Source organism: Kitasatospora sp. NPDC088351, from assembly GCF_040685575.1.
Taxonomy (GTDB): Bacteria; Actinomycetota; Actinomycetes; order Streptomycetales; family Streptomycetaceae; genus Kitasatospora.
Map to the genome: position 1 here is coordinate 102,895 of NZ_JBFBIL010000012.1, position 15,998 is coordinate 118,892.

The following is a 15,998-nucleotide window of genomic DNA, read 5'->3' on the forward strand; positions in this document are numbered from 1 at the left end:
GCCGGTCCGGCGGTGGTCGGTCCGGCGGCGGCAAGGCCTTGCTCCACGGGCACCCCCCGGGGCGGGCGCGACTCTGGCGGACCCGCGCTGTACGAAGGTGGGACGCCCTCCAGTGTGCGGTACGCCACGCTCCGTGGCCGAGACTCGTGCGCGGACTTTCTGCGGCGGGCCCGGCCCGCGGCGCCCGGCCCTACAGCGCCGCGGCGCCCCGGCTCCGGAGCTGCTGCCCGTACTGCTGGAGCTGCCACAGCTCGCTCTGCACCGCGTGCAGCTCCTCGGCGGCGGCCCGGGTACCGAGCCGCTGGAGGTGGGCGCGAACCTCGTCCACCCGCCGGTCCACGGCCAGCATCCGCAGCTTGACCAGGAACTCCCCCGCGTAGACCGCGTCCACCTTGCGGCGCGACCGCACCGGTTCCACGGTCAGCTCGGTGACCAGCGAGCGCACCTGGTCGTCCGGGGCCGCCTCGCGCACCACACTGGTGAAGTCGGCCAGGGTGGCCCCGTACGCGGCGCCGCCGGCCTGGGCGACGGCGCGGCGCACGGCGGTGTACGGCGGGGTGGGGAACTCGTCCTCGGCGTAGTGGTCGAAGGCCGGGCTGACCAGGTCCGGGTGCTGGAGGGCCAGCTTGAGCAGCTCGCGCTCGACGAACTGGGCCGGGTCGCGCGGGTTGAGCCGGAACACCGGACGGGCGGGGCGGACGGGCTGCGCGGGTTCGGGGCGGCGGGGCCGGCCGTTGCCGCGCGGGTTCTGCTGGCGCTCGCGGTCCCAGCGGGCCAGCTGGGAGACGCGGCGGATCACGAACGGCTCGTCCAGGATGCCGAGCATGCCGGCCAGCCGGACGGCGTACTCGTGCTGGATCGAACGGTCCTTGATCTTGGCCACGATCGGCGCGGCCTCCTCCAGCGCCGCCGAACGGCCCTCGGGGGTCTCCACCCGGTGCCGGGCGACGGCCGAGCGCAGCGCGAACTCGAACAGCGGGACCGGGTTGTCGATGAGTTCGCGGACCGCGTCGTCGCCCTTGGCCAGGCGCAGGTCGCACGGGTCCATGCCACCGGGGCTGACCGCGATGGAGGTCTTGGCGGCGAACTTCTGGTCGTCCTCGAAGGCCCGCAGGGCCGCCTTCTGGCCGGCCGCGTCGCCGTCGAAGGTGAACACCGTCTCGCCGCGGTACTGCGAGGTGTCCATCAGCAGCCGGCGGATGATCTTGATGTGGTCCTCGGCGAAGGCGGTGCCGCAGGTGGCCACCGCCGTGGTGACGCCCGCGAGATGACAGGCCATCACATCGGTGTAGCCCTCGACCACCACCGCCCGGCCCGACTTGGCGATCTCCTTCTTCGCCAGGTCGATCCCGTACAGCACGTGGGACTTCTTGTAGATCGGCGTCTCGGGGGTGTTGAGGTACTTCGGCCCGTTGTCGTCCTCGCGCAGACGGCGGGCGCCGAAGCCGACCGTCTCACCCGCGATGTCGCGGATCGGCCAGACCAGCCGGCCCCGGAAGCGGTCGATCAGGCCGCCGCGCTGGCCCTGCGAGGCCAGGCCGCCGAGCAGGATCTCCTTGTCGCTGAAGCCCTTGCCGCGCAGGTAGCGCACCAGGTTCTCCCAGCCGGCCGGGGCGTAGCCGACGCCGAAGGTCTGCGCGGCCTGTTCGTCGAAGCCGCGTTCGGCGAGGAAGCGGCGGCCGATCTCCGCCTCCGGCGAGGCCAGCTGCTCCTGGTAGAAGGCGGAGGCCACCTTGTGCGCCTCGACCAGCCGGGTGCGCTCGCCCTGCTGGTGGCGGGGGCTGTAGCCGCCCTCCTCGTAGCGGAGCGTGATGTTCGCCTGGGCGGCCATCCGCTCGACGGCCTCGGCGAAGGTGAAGTGCTCGATCTTCATCAGGAAGGCGATCGTGTCGCCGTTCTCCTGGCAGCCGAAGCAGTGGAAGACGCCCTTGGCGGGGTTGACGTAGAAGGAGGCGGACTTCTCGTCGTGGAAGGGGCAGACGCCCTTGTACTCGCCGCCGCCACCGTTGGTCAGCTGTACGTAGTCGCCGACCACCACGTCGATCGGCAGTGCGCTGCGCACCGCCTGTACGTCTTCGTCCCTGATCCGCCCGGCCACTCCGGAAGTCTACGTCCACCCCGGCCGGTTCCCGACGGCTCTCACGCCCGGACGCCGTCGACCAGGCGGGAGTGCAGGGCCAGCGCGGAGGCGTCGGTGAGGGTGGCGATCTGGTCGATCACGGCGCGGAGGGCGGCGCGGTCGTCCTCGGCCTCGCGGTAGAGGGCGCCGAACACCGGATCCAGTCCCTCGGGGGCGCGCCGGATCAGCACCTCGGCCAGCTCGGCGATCACGATCCGCTGGCGGGCCCGGAGCCGGGCCTGCTCGTCGCGCTGCATCACGAACCGGACGGCGACCGCCTTGAGCACCGCGCACTCCAGCCGGACCTCGCGCGGCACCACCAGCTCGGCCGCGTACCGGCTGAGCCGGCCGGGGCCGTAGCGGGCGCGGGTGGCCTGCTCGGCGGCGAGGCAGAAGCGGCCGATCAGCTGGCTGGTGAGGTCCTTCAGACCGGCGCGGGCGCGGGCCGAGCCGTCGTACGCGTTCGGCCACCACTCCTGGGCGAGCAACCGGTCGAGGGCGGCGGACAGCTCCTCGGGCCCGGCGTCCCGGGCGTAGCGCTCGGCCACCTTGAACAGCTCGGCCCGCTCGCCCGGGGCGCGCAGCACGGCCGGGTCGATGTGGCCGGCCTGGAGGCCGTCCTCGACGTCGTGGGTGGAGTAGGCGACGTCGTCGGCCCAGTCCATGACGGTGGCCTCGAAGCACTTGCGACCGGCCGGGGAGCCGGCCCGCATCCAGCGGAAGACCGGCAGGTCGTCGGCGTAGACCCCGTACTTCGGCGAGGCCGGGTCGGTGGGGTGGGCGCCACGGGTCCACGGGTACTTGGTGGCGGCGTCCAGCGCGGCGCGGGTGAGGTTGAGGCCGACGCTGCGGCCGGGCCAGGGCGCGAGCCGGGCGGGCTGTTCGTCCTGCGGGGCGAAGCGCTTGGGTTCGAGGCGGGTGAGGATGCGCAGCGACTGCGCGTTGCCCTCGAAGCCGCCGCAGGCCTCGGCGGCCTGGTCGAGCGCCTCCTCGCCGGTGTGGCCGAACGGCGGGTGGCCGATGTCGTGGGCCAGGCAGGCCGTCTCCACGAGGTCCGGGTCGCAGCCGAGGGCCGCGCCCAACTCCCGCCCGACCTGGGCGCATTCGAGCGAGTGGGTCAGCCGGGTGCGGGGGAAGTCACTGCGCATCGGGGCGACGACCTGGGTGGTACCGGCCAGCCGGCGCAGGGCCGCGGAGTGGAGCACCCGGGCGCGGTCGCGCTGGAACGCCGTCCGGCCGGGGCGCTTGTCCGGTTCGGGCACCCAACGGGCCTCGGCGGCGTGGTCGTACGGGATCGGGGCGGCGGTGAGGCGGTACGCGGTGTCGTCCATATGCCCCACACGGTACGCCGCGGCCCCGACACCGGAAGTGTGCCGCGCGTGAAGGGGCGCGGGCCGGGGGGTGAACGCTCGCGGACGCGAACGTGCCGGGCACGCCCGGCCGAACGGGCCCGGGGCGCGCGGGAAAACGGCTGGAGCGAGTACCACGGCCGCTCGTACGATCGGCGGCGGGAACGCGCGAAAACACAGCCCCGGTCGGTAGTCCGGGCGCCGTCGGACCGGCCGGCGGTCAGTAATCTCCCCTCCCAGGGTGTCCGGCGTGTTCCTCCCGTCGCGCGGTCGCGCGCGGGACACGGCACGACCATGGGAGGACGCACCATGCCGAGCACGTTCAGCGTGTTCTTCGACGACCCGTTCTGGGTCGGGGTGCTGGAGATCGCGGGCTCCGGCGGAGTCCGCGCGGCCCGTCATGTCTTCGGGGGCGAGCCCGGCAACGCGGAGCTGCTGGCGTTCGTCCGCCAGGACTTCGGCCGGCTGCTGGACGCCGCGCTGGCGGCGCCCGAGGTGGCCGTCGAACGGCGGGCGCGGCAGCCCCGGGTGAGCCCCAAGCGGCTCGCCCGGCAGGCCGCGAAGGAGCAGGCGGCCCGCCCGCTGAGCACCGCCGCCGAGGAGGCGCTGGCGCGGGCCCACCAGGATGCCGGGCACCTCAACCGGGCGGCGGCCAAGCGCCGGGCCGCCGAGGAGGCCGAGGAGCGGCGGGCGGCGGCCCGGCACCGGGCCAGGGAGCGGCACCGCGGGCGGTGACCGGGCGGCCCGGAGCCGCGGCGGCCCTGGTCGGGGCGGCTCCGGTCGGGGCGGCCCTGGTCGGGGCGCCGGGACGTGACGGGCCGCGGCGCCTCAGCCGCGGACGGCCTTCAGCACGGCGGCGGCGATACCCTCCTCGCCCTTGGCGTTGGGGTGGATCGCGGCCAGACCGGGCGCCGGGAACGGCGGCTCCACCCAGCGGGTGGCCTCGCCCGCGCACATGTCGTGGCCCGCCGAGGGGGCGGCCGCGTCCACGAAGACCGCCCCGGCGCCGGCCGCCCGGCTCTTCAGCATCGCGTTCAGCTGCTGCTGCTTCTCGGTCAGGAAGGCCAGGTCGGCGGCGGCGACGGCCTTGCCGAGCACCGGTACGCAGCTCGCCGGGTCGGCCGGGAGCAGCGCCGGGTACCCGACCACGTACACCCTGGCCTGCGGGGAGCGGCGCTTGATCTCCTGGAGGACCTGGGCCAGCCGTTCACCGGCCGTGTCCACCTTGCGCTGCACCTGGTCGGCGGCGCCGCCGGCGGAGGCGTAGTGCTCCCGGCACGGCGCGCCGACGCGGTCGGTGCCGACCAGGCCCTTCACCGCGTCCACCAGGTTCTCCTTGGCGCACTGGGTGACGACCTCCATGAACCCGGCGTCGTTGCCGCCGATCCCGACCGTGACCAGCCGGGTGGCCGGGGAGAGCGCGTCCAGCTGCGGCGCGTTCGAGCCGCTGTCGGTGTGCTGGGTGCCGGTGAGGTCACCGGTACGGGCGCCGCTGCAACTGACGTCCCGGAACTGCCCGTCCGCCAACCCGAGCGCCTTCGCCACCAGGGACGGGTAGTTGGCCGCCGAGCGGGCGCAGCCCTTCGGCTCCCCCACCTGCGGGGAGACCTTCAGGCCCGCGGTGTACGAGTCGCCGAGCGCCACGTACGGACCGGTGGGCGTCGGGGTGGGTGTCGGGGGCGCGCCGGCCCGCGCCGGGCGGGCACCGTCCGGCGCGGCGGCCGGGCCGCCGTCCGATCCGCCGCCCGCGCAGCCGGCCAGCACCAGCGCGGCCAGGACGGCCGACAGGGCGCCGGCCGCGGTCCGGTACGTGCTGGTGGGCATGCTCGCGGGCATGTTCCTGGGCGTTGGCATGAAGTCCCCCCGGGGGTAGGAGCCGGCGTCGCTCTCTGTGCGGCGGCCCGTCCCCCGGGCACCTCAGGGCCAACGAACGACGGCGCCGGATGGCTCCCGCCCGGACGGGAATTCCTCCGGCCGTCGCACGACCTGCCCGGGCTCAAGGCCTACTCGGGCCCGCGCTCGTGCTCGGCCAGGAACTGCTCGAAGCGCCGGCCCAGCTCGTCCGCCGAGGGGAGGTCGGCGGGCTCGGCCAGCAGACTCTCCCGGCTCTCCGCGCCCGCCACGGCGTCGTACTGGCCCTCCATGCCGCGGATCGCCGAGCGCAGCTCGCCGTCCCCGCCGGCCAGCTGCTCCTCGATGTCGGCGTAGACCTCACCGACCCGCTCGCGCAGCCGGGTACCCGGCAGCACCAGGCCGGTGGCCGACTGCACCGCCTCCAGGACCAGCACCGCGGCCGCCGGGTACTCCGAGCGCGCCACGTAGTGCGGCACGTGCACGGCGAAGCCCAGGACGTCGTGCCCGGCCTCGGCGAGCCGGTACTCCAGCAGGGCCTGCGCGCTGCCGGGCACCTGGGCCTGCTCGAACCACTGCGGGTAGCCCGCCGCGAGGTCCAGCCGGTTGCCGTGCGGCGTCAGCCCCACCGGGCGGGTGTGCGGCACGCCCATCGGGATGCCGTGGAAGTCCAGCGTCAGCCGGACCTCGAAGCGCTCGACCAGCTCGCGCACGGCGGCGGTGAAGCGCTCCCATTCGACGTCCGGCTCGGGCCCGCTGAGCAGCAGGAACGGCGAGCCGGCCGCGTCGTGGACGAGCTGGAGCAGAATCTCCGGCGGGTCGTAGGAGGACCAGTGCTCGCGGTCGAAGACCATCGCGGGGCGACGGGCCCGGTAGTCCACCAGACGGTCGTGGTCGAAGCGGGCGACCACCTGCGGCGATCCCTGCTCCAGCAGATGGGCCACCACCTGGCCGCCGGCCTCGCCGGCGTCCATGAAGCCCTCGAAGTGGTGGAGCAGCACCAGGCCGGCGCCGGTGTCGCCCAACGCGGTGATCGCGTCGGCCACGGCCGCCACGCCCTGCTGATCCAGCTCGTACAGCGCCTGGGGATCACGCACCGCGCACCCAACCCCGTCCTCTACTCGTCACACCCGTACCGGCTTCTCCTGGACTGCAGCGTGCCGGGCCCCGCCGGAATTCCCGTGACCGCCGGGCATCGCGGCGCGGCACCTCCGTCGACCGCTCGGCGCCCCGCCGGAAGGCCGCCTCGACCATGATCGCACCTGGTGGAGAATCCCCTGGTCACAGGCGTTGAAAGCGCCTCTCCGGCGCGGGCCCGGCAGACCCGCGCGCCCATTCGTGTACCGCGAAGTGACGCACCGCCTTCTGGCGGGTATCGTCCTCTCGCTGCCTCGCATCGTCGCGTCGTCGTCACGTCGTCCGTAACGCCGTCGATCACGTCCCGGCCCGGTGCTCGGCCAGCCACCCACGACGCATCTTGCCTTCACCTGGCCGCCCGCTTCCCTTCGCGCACTCGTTTCCTCCTCGGCCATTTCGCGGACGCACACTGTCCCCTCGCTCATCCCCGCCGGACCGGTCCGTCGACCCGTGTCCGTTCCGGCACCGCGCTGCCCGCCTCCGGGCCGCCGCCCCCGCCCCGCTCCGCCGGTCTCCGGCCTGCACGGGTACCGGCGGACGGACTCCGGGGCCGGGGCGACCGTCCACGCAACCCGCGCCGCGACCCCGGTGCGGGAGGCGCCCTCCGACCGCCGAAGGGCCAAGGTTCCGTGCCCGTACCTGTCATCCTCACCGGCCGCACCGTGCGGCTGGAGCCCCTCGCCGCGCATCACGCCGAGGCCATCGCCCAGGCCGGCGCCGAGGACCGTACGACCTACGCCTTCACCCCCGTCCCGCACGGTCTGGAAGCGGCCCGCGACTACATCGCGCGGGCGCTCGCCGACCAGGCCGCGGGCCGGTCGCTGCCGTTCGCGACGGTCAACGCCGCGGACGGCCGGGTGGTCGGCTCCACCCGGTTCCTGGAACTCGACTACTGGCAGGGCCCGGTCGTCTGGCCGCCGGTCCCCGGTGTCCCGTTCGGCGATCCGGCCACGGCCGTGCCGGACGCCGCCGAGATCGGCAACACCTGGCTCTCGCCGCGCGCCCAGGGCACCGGCATCAACACCGAGGCCAAGCTGCTGATGCTGCGGTACGCCTTCGAGGAGTGGGGCGTGCAGCGGATCTCGATGCGCGCCGACGCCCGCAACCTGCGCTCGCGCGCCGCGATCGAACGCCTCGGCGCGACGTCCGAGGGCGTCCGCCGGGCGCACTCGCGCGGCCTGGACGGTGTGGTGCGGTCGACCGCGTTCTACTCGATCCTCGACTCGGAGTGGCCCGCCGTCCGGGACATCATCGAGCTGCGGATCGCCGCCGCCACCTCCCCGAGCGCCCCGGATCCGGCGATCAACCAGGAGTGCCTTAGACACGGCGGCGGCACCGGGCACCTGATCACCGCCTGAGGGCTACCGTTCGCCGGTGGCGGCGGCCCGCAGGACGCGGGTGAGGCCGTCGGGGTCCTGGCCGTCCGGGCCTGGCTCGTACCAGTCCGGACCGGCCTCCACCAGCGCGGAGACCGGCCGCCAGCCGTCGCGGCCGGGGGCGACCGTCACCTCCCACACGGTGTGGCCGCGGGGGTGGCGGAGCCGGACGACGCCCTCCCGGGTGTGGACGTGCCAGCGGTGGTCCGGCGCGCCCACCGGCCCGCCCTGCCGGATGCGCTCCCACTGCTCGTCCGTCCAGACCACCTCCGGCACGGGGTGCGGGCGCGGGAGCCGCATCCCCGCCCCGGTGTCGTCCGGGCCGCCGGAGACGGCGCCCGGCGCCGGGGAGGCCCAGGCCGGCAGCGGTTCCCGGGCCGCCAGCCAGGCCTCGGGGATGCCGGCGGTGCCGGTGTGCGCGGCGACCACGCCGCCCGTGATGGCGGCCACGGTGTCCATGTCCCCGCCCGCGCCCACCGCCTCCCAGACCGCCGCCGGGTAGTCGCCGAGCCGGCGGGCCGCGCACCAGAGGGCGTACGGGACGGTGTCGGCGGCGCTCACCCGGCTGCCGTTGCCGAGCAGCCGGGCGGCCACCGTGAGGTCCGGCTCGGCCAGCAGCCCGACCGCCTCGGTCAGGCCGTCCCGGACGGCCCCCCGCGGGGTGAGCCGGACGACGGCCGTCAGGAAGCCCTCCGGCGTCATGGGCTCGGTCCGCGCCCGCACCGCCCAGGCGGCGGCCACGGCGACCGCGATCGCGCCGTCCACGGCCTGCGGATGGGTGTGGGTGATCACGGCGGTGTCGGCGGCGGGCCGCACCGCGGCGGCCGGGTCGGCGGCGTGGGCGGCGCCCAGCGGGGCGACCCGCATCGCGGCGCCGTTGCCGTACGAACCCTGGCCGTCGAAGAGTTCGGCGGCCAGTCGCCGGGCGTCACCGCCCTCCCGGACCAGCCGGAGCAGGCGGTTGGCGGCCGGGCCGTAGCCGCGGTCGAAGTCGTGGCGGCGGGCGAAGGCGTGGGTGAGGTCGAAGGTGTCGATGTGCCCGCGCTCGATCTGCGCCGCCGACACCGAGCAGGCCATCTCGGTGTCGTCGGTCCACGGCCAGGGGCCGGGCGGGGCGGTGCGGGCGGCGAAGTGGGCCGCGGCGGTGGCGGGTACGAAGAACTGGGCGCCGAGGGCGTCGCCGACGGACAGGCCGTTGAGCGCGTGCAGCACGTCGAGTGCGGGGCTGCTCGGGAAAGTGGTCATCACGGCCAAGCTCGGCGGCCCGGCCGACGCTCCGTCAACATCTTTACCGCGGCTCCCCGGGCGGGCGATGTTTCGCATACACCCTATCCGGGCGGGAAGGACCCGGGGCATGACCTGTGCGGACCAGATCGACCCACTGCTGCTGCTGGGCGCCGACCAGCAGCACATCGCCACCCGGGCCCAGCTGCGGCGGCTCGGTGTGCCGCCCGGCACCATCGCCCACCGGCTGCGGCCGGGCGGCCCCTGGCAGCAGGTGCTGCCCCGGGTGATCTGCCTGCAGACCGGGCGGCTGAGCCCGCATCAGCGGCTGCGCGCGGCGCTGGCGTACGCGGGCCCGAAGGGCCGCGCGCCGCTGGCCGGGGAGGTGCTGCTGACCGGGGTGGCGGTGCTCGCCGACGCCGGGCTGCCGAGCGCCGGGCACCCGGCCGACCTGGCGGAGGTCGATGTGCTGATCCCGGGCGCGCGCCGGGTCGCGGACCGGGGGTTCGTCCGGATCCACCGGGCGGCCGGGTCGATGCCGGGCGGCTTCGAACGGGACGACGGGCTCTGGAGCACCACGGTCGCCCGGGCGCTGGCCGACCTCGCGCCCCGGGAGACCGGGCAGCGGCGGTTCCGGGCGCTCTGCGCGGAGGCGGTGCAGCGGCGCCACTGCGCGCTCGGCGAGCTGCTGGACCAACTGCTCGCCCGGCCGGGCGCGCTCGGGCTGCCGCAGGTCGCGCAGGTGGTGGAGGACCTGACGGCCGGGGTGCGCTCGGTGGTCGAGGGCGAGGCCCGCGCGCTGCTGCGGGAGGCCGGTCTGCCCGAGCCGCTCTGGAACGCCGTACTGTTCCTGGACGGCCGCTTCCTCGCCGTGCCGGACGCCTACTGGCCGCAGGCCTGTGTGGCCCTGGAGATCGACTCCCGCGCCTGGCACCTGCGCCCGGCCGACCACGAGCGGGGCCTGGCCCGGGCCAACCGCCTCACCGCCGCCGGCCTCCCGGTCGTCCGCACCACCCCCGTCCAGCTCCGTCGCGACCCGGCCCCGGTGCTGCGGGAGCTGGCCGGACCGGGCATCGGCGACGCCGCTCTCAGAGCCGGCCGAGCGCCTTCTTCGCCGCGGCGACGCGCCGCCCGGACGTCTCCCTGACCGCCTCCAGCGCGGCTTCGTTCCCGGCGATGTACTGCTGCTGGTACGCGGTCTGCACCGCGTACCAGGTCTCCAGCAGCCCCGTCCGCGCCTTGCAGTCCATGTCGGCGGTCGCGGTGTCCTTCTCCTGCTGGGAGACCGGGTCGGGCCAGGCCGCCGAACTGGCCTGCACCGGATTCGCGTAGCCGTAGCCGAGCGCGGCCATGCAGGAGTGCCACGCGGACAGGGCGGCCGTCACCCTGCTGTCCGACGACGTGCGGTCGTACGCCTTCGTCCGCAGCGTCCCGACCAGGTCCGACGCGGTGCTCTTCACGCCGGCCGCCTGCAACTGCCGCTCGAACTCCCCCATGCAGCCGCGATCGGCCCCGGAATCCGCCAGGCCGGCCTTCCGGTCGGCCTCGCCCTGGAGCGCCCGCTGGAACTCCGCGCTCCGCGCCGGTCCGTTCCCGGACGTCCCGCTGACGCCGCCGGCCGGGCGCGGCGGGCGGTGGTAGCCGGTCTGCCGCGCCGCCGTCGCGGAGAGCAGCCCGAGGGTGCCCGGGTCGACGGGGGTCGCCGGGGGCGCGGCGGGCACCTCGCCCGGGTCGTAGTCGAACCCCTTCGCCGCCATGCAGCTCCGGGTGGCCTGCCCCATCGCACGGAAGATCAGCGCGGACTCGTCGGCACCGACGGAGTAGCCGTCGAGCGGCAGGGCGACCGGGGCGCCGTCGGCGGGCGCCGCGGCGGTCCGGGCGATCGGCGGCTCGGCGACGGCCTCCCGGTCCGCTCCGCCCGGCTTCTCCGCGCCGCCGCAACCCACCGCGAGGGCCGCCAGGACGGTGGCCGCGACCACCCCGTGGAGCCTTCTGCGCACACCCATCGACCCCGCCCCCGCAACCCGTCCGCTGTCGACCGAACCACTCAGGCTCGCAGGCTACTTGGCGGCCGGAGCCTCACCGGACACCGGGTCGGCCGACAGCCTCGCGCGCAGGGCGCCGGCGGCCTCGGCGGCGGCGACCAGGCGCTGGAGTTCGGCGAGGTGGGCGGCCAGCGCCCGGTGGCCGGCCCGGGTGGCGGCGAGCCAGGTGCGGGGGCGCTTGCCGACGTAGCCCTTTCTGACGACCAGGTAGCCGGCCTCCTCCAGGGCGGTCGCGGCCTTGCTGAGCACCGAGTCGGAGACCTCGCAGTGATCCCGGACGGCGGCGAACTCGGCCTCGGTGCAGGCGCTCAGGAAGGCCAGCACGGTCAGCCTGGTCGGATGCTGGAGCAGCGGGTCGAGCGCGGGCATCAGCGCTCCTCCAGCAACCGGCGGACGTGGGTGTTCAGCCACCGGGAGGCGACCCAGAACGCCGCGCCCGCCGCGACCCCGGCGGCGGCGCCCATCCAGCGCGCGCCGCCGCCGGCCGCCCAGGCCAGCAGCAGGCCGGCCAGGGCCGCCGCGAGGACCTGGAGGACGGCCAGCACCACCGGGCGGCCGAGGCCCGGTGACATCCGCCGCACGATGCCGCCGCTGCGGCTGGCAACCGCGGCCAGGCTGCCGGTCAGCACCGCGAAGGCCACGCCGAACACGCCGCTCAGCCACGGCACGCCCGCCCCGATGGCCTGGCCGAGCGCCGTTCCGTAGACGGCGAAGGCCACCGCGAAGGCCGGGCCGTACCACGAGGGCAGTCGGCCCGGCCCCTGCGCGGCGGCCTTGGCCCGTTCGACGAGGCGCAGGGCCTCGGCGGCGGGCAGGTGGACGGGTTCGGAGCTGCTCATGGGATCCCCTGGAGTGTTCGCGCTCTCGGAGATTCCACTATGGCATCTACTTTCCGACTTGGAAAGTACTTTCAGCAGCGCGGGTCGATCTCCTGGAAGGAGGCGTAGTGGTCGGCCGTCCAGTACTGCTCGCCCGAGTCGCCGGTGACGACCCGTCGGGCGCCCCGGTCGCCGGAGCCGGGGGTGACCACGGTGAACTCGTGGTAGTAGCCGCTCGCCTTGCGCGGGAGGCGGTTCTCGCGGTTCTCGAAGACGATGCCGTCCGAGCGGTAGGGGTACGGGCCGCCCTTGGCGATCAGGCCGAGGGTGTCGACGGCCTGGTCGGGCAGCTTGGTCCGGCAGACGTCGGCCAGCGCCGGGTCGGCGGGCACCCAGGTACCGGCCGGGGCGGGAGTGGTGCCGGCCGGCGGGGACGGCTTGGGGGCGGACGGCTTCGGCGCTGTGGAGGCCGTCTGGGCGGCCGCGGAGGAGGCCGTCGAGGAGGCCGCGGTCGCCGTGGCGGACGAGGAGGAGACGGCCCTGGGGTGGCCGCCGTCGGTGCCCGAGAGGACGTACCCGGCCGCGGCGGCGAGCACGCAGATCAGGACGGCCACGAGGACGGACAGGCGGTTTCTGCTGGTCATGCGCTCCAGCTTGGCAGGCGGCCGGACCCCGGCCGGGCAGCCGCCGCTGTGGTCGCGGACACACGCGTGCGGCCGGGGCGGGGACGGACGCCATTGTCCGTTCCTGCCCCGGCCGCGCTACGTACGCCGGGTCTCCTGCGCCGAGCTCCGGTGTACGCCCTCCCGACGGGAGGGGGAGCGGTCAGCCGAGCCGCGCCGAGGGATGCCTCCTCAGCGCGAGTCGCTGCCCGCCGTCTCGATGGCGGCGCGGCCGGCCTCCAGACGCGCCACCGGGATCCGGAAGGGGGAGCAGGAGACGTAGTCCAGCCCCGCCTCGTGGAAGAAGTGCACCGAGTCCGGGTCGCCGCCGTGCTCGCCGCAGACGCCGAGCTTGAGGTCGGGGCGGGTGGCCCGGCCGGCCTCGACGGCGTGCTTGACCAGCGCGCCGACGCCGTCGCGGTCGATGGTCTCGAACGGGGAGACCCCGAAGATGCCCTTCTCCAGGTACGCGGTGAAGAACGAGGCCTCCACGTCGTCCCGGGAGAAGCCCCAGACGGTCTGGGTGAGGTCGTTGGTGCCGAACGAGAAGAACTCGGCGGCCTCGGCGATCTGGCCGGCCGTCAGGGCCGCGCGCGGCAGCTCGATCATGGTGCCGAGCTTGATGTCCAGCCGGACGCCGGTCGAGACGGCGACCTCGGCCAGCACCCGCTCGCACTCGTCGCGGACCAGCTCCAGCTCCTGGACGGTCCCGACCAGCGGGATCATCACCTCGGGACGCGGGTCCCCGCCGGCCAGCCTCCGCTCGGCGGCGGCCTCGGCGATGGCGCGGACCTGCATGCCGAACAGACCGGGGATGACCAGGCCGAGGCGGACGCCGCGCAGGCCGAGCATCGGGTTCTGCTCGTGCAGCTTGTGCACGGCCTGGAGCAGGCGCAGGTCGTTCTCGTTCGGGTCCTTGCGGGCCTCGGCGAGGGCGACGCGCACCGACAGCTCGGTGATGTCGGGCAGGAACTCGTGCAGCGGCGGGTCGAGCAGGCGGACCGTGACCGGCAGGCCGTCCATCGCCTGGAACAGCTCCAGGAAGTCGGCCTTCTGCAGCGGCAGCAGGGTGGAGAGGGCCAGCTCCCGGTCCTTGTCGTTGTCCGCCAGGATCAGGTGCTCGACCTCCTTGCGGCGCTCCTCGCCGAGGAACATGTGCTCGGTGCGGCACAGGCCGATGCCCTGGGCGCCGTACCGGCGGGCGCGGCCGCCGTCCTCGGCGTTGTCGGCGTTCGCCCGGACGGCGAGCCGGCGGCGGACGTCGGCGTGCGACATCAGCCGGTGGACGGCCTGGACGAGCCCGCCCTGGACGTCGGCACCGGCGTGCAGGGTGCCCTCGAAGTACTCCACCACCGGGGACGGCAGGACCGGTACCTCACCGAGGTAGACCTTGCCCGTCGCGCCGTCGATGGAGACGATGTCGCCCTCCTCGACCACCTGCCCGTCGGGGGTGGTGAAGCGGCGGCGCTTGGTGTCGACCTCCAGCTCCTCGGCGCCGCAGACACAGGTCTTGCCCATGCCGCGGGCGACCACGGCCGCGTGCGAGGTCTTGCCGCCGCGCGAGGTGAGGATGCCCTCGGCGGCGATCATGCCGTCCAGGTCGTCCGGGTTGGTCTCCCGGCGGACCAGGATGACCTTCTCACCGGAGCGGGACCACTTGACGGCGGTGTAGGAGTCGAAGACCACCTTGCCGATCGCGGCGCCGGGCGAGGCGGCGAGGCCCCAGGCGACCTGCCGGGAGGTGGCGTCGGGGGCGAAGCGCGGGAACATCAGCTGGGAGAGCTGGCCGCCGGTGACCCGCATCAGGGCCTCGTCCAGGTCGATCAGGCCCTGGTCCACCAGCTGGACGGCGATCCGGAAGGCCGCGGCGGCGGTGCGCTTGCCGACCCGGGTCTGGAGCATCCAGAGCTTGCCTCGCTCGATGGTGAACTCGATGTCGCAGAGGTCGCGGTAGTGGTTCTCCAGCGTCCGCATGATCGCCATCAGCTGGTCGTACGACTTCTTGTCGAGCTGCTCCAGGTCGGCCAGCGGCAGGGTGTTGCGGATGCCGGCGACGACGTCCTCGCCCTGGGCGTTGGAGAGGTAGTCGCCGTAGACGCCCTGGGCGCCCGTGGAGGGGTCACGGGTGAAGGCGACGCCGGTGCCGGAGTCCTCGCCGAGGTTGCCGAAGACCATGCTGCAGACGTTGACCGCGGTGCCCAGGTCGTTGGGGATGCGCTCCTGGCGGCGGTAGAGGCGGGCCCGGTCGCCGTTCCAGGAGTGGAAGACGGCGTGGATGGCGAGGTCCATCTGCTCGCGCGGGTCCTGCGGGAAGGCCCGGCCGGTCTCACGCTGGACGATGCCCTTGAACACCTCGACCAGCTCGCGGAGGTCGGCGGCGTCCAGGTCCAGGTCGTTGGTGGTGCCCTTGGCGTGCTTGGCCTCGTCCAGGGCCTCCTCGAACAGCTCGCCGTCCACGCCCAGCACGGTCTTGCCGAACATCTGGACCAGGCGGCGGTAGGAGTCCCAGGCGAAGCGCTCGTTGCCGGACTGCGCGACCAGGCCGGTCACCGAGGCGTCGGAGAGGCCGATGTTCAGGACGGTGTCCATCATGCCGGGCATGGAGAACTTGGCACCGGAACGGACCGAGACCAGCAGCGGGTTGTCCGCCTGGCCGAGCTGCTTGCCCATCTCCCGCTCGAGGGCGTCCAGGTGGGAGCTGATCTCCTTGTGCAGCGAGGCCGGCTCGCTGCCGGTCTCCAGGAAGACCTTGCAGGCCTCGGTCGTGATGGTGAACCCCGGAGGGACGGGGAGACCCAGGTTGGTCATCTCGGCCAGGTTCGCGCCCTTGCCGCCAAGAAGATCCTTGAGGTCCTTGTTTCCTTCGGTGAAGGAGTAAACAAACTTCTGCTGGGACGACACGGGTCTGTCTCCTCGCACACGGTTGCCCTGACGCCGGAGAACATACCCATTTCAAAGGCACTTCCGCGCCGCCAATAGGCCGTACGAGGCCAGTACCGACCGGTAACCCAACAGATCGAATGCGCATAAAGGCGTTCACCTCTGTTGGTGAAATCGTCCGGCTGACGCTAGCCAGCCTTCAACTCTTGAAGACATGGAAACCTGAAGATCATACGAGCGAGACGGACGGTAGCGGCCGACGGCCCACCGCGCCGCCCCGGCTTGATTTCCTGCACCCGGAGCGGCCGATCGCCCGCCGCCCCCTTCGGGAAGCGATTCACCGCCGACCTGTCCATTTCGTCACCTGACCGGCCGCCAGTCGCCACCGCGTGTGGCAAGCGTCACGAGCGCGCCTCACCGGCCGAACGTAGTCGGCCTCCGCCAATCGTCGCACTGCGTCCAGAATCGTGCTCGTTCCGTGACATCGATGCGCCAAAAGGGAGCCCTCTTGGCCAGATGGGCCAAGAGGGCTCCGAC

13 protein-coding genes are annotated in these 15,998 nt (G+C 74.2%); 3 read left to right on the forward strand and 10 right to left on the reverse strand.

Translation table 11 applies throughout. The features are described 5' to 3' along the window. Positions 1-190 precede the first annotated feature (190 nt). Together dnaG and AB0P06_RS12455 are read right to left on the reverse strand one after the other, a co-directional pair. Positions 191-2,098 (reverse strand): DNA primase, encoded by a 1,908-nt coding sequence (dnaG, locus tag AB0P06_RS12450; RefSeq protein WP_363607171.1) that lies wholly within the window; start codon positions 2,096-2,098, stop codon positions 191-193. A gap of 41 nt (positions 2,099-2,139) precedes the next feature. Continuing rightward, a complete protein-coding gene (locus AB0P06_RS12455; protein WP_363607173.1) occupies positions 2,140-3,450 on the reverse strand; it encodes a deoxyguanosinetriphosphate triphosphohydrolase in 1,311 nt (436 codons plus the stop codon). A gap of 327 nt (positions 3,451-3,777) precedes the next feature. Between AB0P06_RS12455 and AB0P06_RS12460 the strand changes: the two genes are divergently transcribed. Further along, positions 3,778-4,203 (forward strand): YjdF family protein, encoded by a 426-nt coding sequence (locus AB0P06_RS12460; RefSeq protein WP_363607174.1) that lies wholly within the window; start codon positions 3,778-3,780, stop codon positions 4,201-4,203. A gap of 93 nt (positions 4,204-4,296) precedes the next feature. Here AB0P06_RS12460 and AB0P06_RS12465 read toward each other — a convergent pair whose 3' ends face one another. Together AB0P06_RS12465 and AB0P06_RS12470 are read right to left on the reverse strand one after the other, a co-directional pair. After that, complete coding sequence (locus tag AB0P06_RS12465; RefSeq protein WP_363607175.1) at positions 4,297-5,292, reverse strand: SGNH/GDSL hydrolase family protein; 996 nt, start codon at positions 5,290-5,292, stop codon at positions 4,297-4,299. Between the two features lie 179 nt (positions 5,293-5,471). Continuing rightward, a complete protein-coding gene (locus AB0P06_RS12470) occupies positions 5,472-6,416 on the reverse strand; it encodes a PAC2 family protein (RefSeq protein ID WP_363607177.1) in 945 nt (314 codons plus the stop codon). A 669-nt stretch (positions 6,417-7,085) separates the two neighbouring features. Between AB0P06_RS12470 and AB0P06_RS12475 the strand changes: the two genes are divergently transcribed. Further along, on the forward strand, positions 7,086-7,814 hold the full coding sequence (locus tag AB0P06_RS12475; protein WP_363607178.1) for a GNAT family protein: 729 nt from the start codon (positions 7,086-7,088) through the stop codon (positions 7,812-7,814). Positions 7,815-7,817: 3 nt separating this feature from the next. On the opposite strand, the gene AB0P06_RS12480 is transcribed toward AB0P06_RS12475, so the two are convergent. Next, entirely contained in the window at positions 7,818-9,077 is a 1,260-nt protein-coding gene (locus AB0P06_RS12480) for an ADP-ribosylglycohydrolase family protein (RefSeq protein ID WP_363607180.1), read from the reverse strand. A gap of 109 nt (positions 9,078-9,186) precedes the next feature. On the opposite strand from AB0P06_RS12480, the gene AB0P06_RS12485 reads away from it, so the two are divergent. After that, positions 9,187-10,203 carry a hypothetical protein gene (locus tag AB0P06_RS12485; protein ID WP_363607181.1) on the forward strand — a complete coding sequence of 339 codons (1,017 nt, stop codon included), beginning with the start codon at positions 9,187-9,189 and terminating at the stop codon, positions 10,201-10,203. Here AB0P06_RS12485 and AB0P06_RS12490 read toward each other — a convergent pair. The 5 genes from AB0P06_RS12490 to ppdK all read right to left on the reverse strand — a co-directional run bounded on the left by AB0P06_RS12490 (position 10,145) and on the right by ppdK (position 15,482). After that, positions 10,145-11,062 (reverse strand): hypothetical protein, encoded by a 918-nt coding sequence (locus tag AB0P06_RS12490; RefSeq protein ID WP_363607183.1) that lies wholly within the window; start codon positions 11,060-11,062, stop codon positions 10,145-10,147. The two genes, AB0P06_RS12485 and AB0P06_RS12490, sit on opposite strands and share 59 nt — an antisense overlap. Positions 11,063-11,116: 54 nt before the next feature. Continuing rightward, positions 11,117-11,470 (reverse strand): transcriptional regulator, encoded by a 354-nt coding sequence (locus tag AB0P06_RS12495; protein WP_363607184.1) that lies wholly within the window; start codon positions 11,468-11,470, stop codon positions 11,117-11,119. Next, positions 11,470-11,940: a hypothetical protein gene (locus AB0P06_RS12500; RefSeq protein ID WP_363607185.1), complete on the reverse strand. Its 471-nt coding sequence runs from the start codon at positions 11,938-11,940 to the stop codon at positions 11,470-11,472. Before AB0P06_RS12500 ends, AB0P06_RS12495 begins: the two co-directional genes overlap by 1 nt. Before the next feature lie 71 nt (positions 11,941-12,011). Further along, a complete protein-coding gene (locus tag AB0P06_RS12505; RefSeq protein WP_363607187.1) occupies positions 12,012-12,563 on the reverse strand; it encodes a ribonuclease in 552 nt (183 codons plus the stop codon). A gap of 210 nt (positions 12,564-12,773) precedes the next feature. Next, positions 12,774-15,482: a pyruvate, phosphate dikinase gene (gene ppdK, locus AB0P06_RS12510; RefSeq protein WP_363607188.1), complete on the reverse strand. Its 2,709-nt coding sequence runs from the start codon at positions 15,480-15,482 to the stop codon at positions 12,774-12,776. Positions 15,483-15,998 lie beyond the last annotated feature (516 nt).

What these genes read in the sequence shown, in the direction of transcription:
- AB0P06_RS12480 (WP_363607180.1), bottom strand. Translation starts at nt 9,077, where the DNA reads ATGACCACTTTCCCGAGCAGCCCCGCACTCGACGTGCTGCACGCGCTC.
- AB0P06_RS12485 (WP_363607181.1), top strand. Translation starts at nt 9,187, where the DNA reads ATGACCTGTGCGGACCAGATCGACCCACTGCTGCTGCTGGGCGCCGAC.
- AB0P06_RS12460 (WP_363607174.1), top strand. Translation starts at nt 3,778, where the DNA reads ATGCCGAGCACGTTCAGCGTGTTCTTCGACGACCCGTTCTGGGTCGGG.
- AB0P06_RS12495 (WP_363607184.1), bottom strand. Translation starts at nt 11,470, where the DNA reads ATGCCCGCGCTCGACCCGCTGCTCCAGCATCCGACCAGGCTGACCGTG.
- AB0P06_RS12500 (WP_363607185.1), bottom strand. Translation starts at nt 11,940, where the DNA reads ATGAGCAGCTCCGAACCCGTCCACCTGCCCGCCGCCGAGGCCCTGCGC.
- AB0P06_RS12505 (WP_363607187.1), bottom strand. Translation starts at nt 12,563, where the DNA reads ATGACCAGCAGAAACCGCCTGTCCGTCCTCGTGGCCGTCCTGATCTGC.
- AB0P06_RS12455 (WP_363607173.1), bottom strand. Translation starts at nt 3,450, where the DNA reads ATGGACGACACCGCGTACCGCCTCACCGCCGCCCCGATCCCGTACGAC.
- AB0P06_RS12465 (WP_363607175.1), bottom strand. Translation starts at nt 5,292, where the DNA reads ATGCCCACCAGCACGTACCGGACCGCGGCCGGCGCCCTGTCGGCCGTC.
- AB0P06_RS12490 (WP_363607183.1), bottom strand. Translation starts at nt 11,062, where the DNA reads ATGGGTGTGCGCAGAAGGCTCCACGGGGTGGTCGCGGCCACCGTCCTG.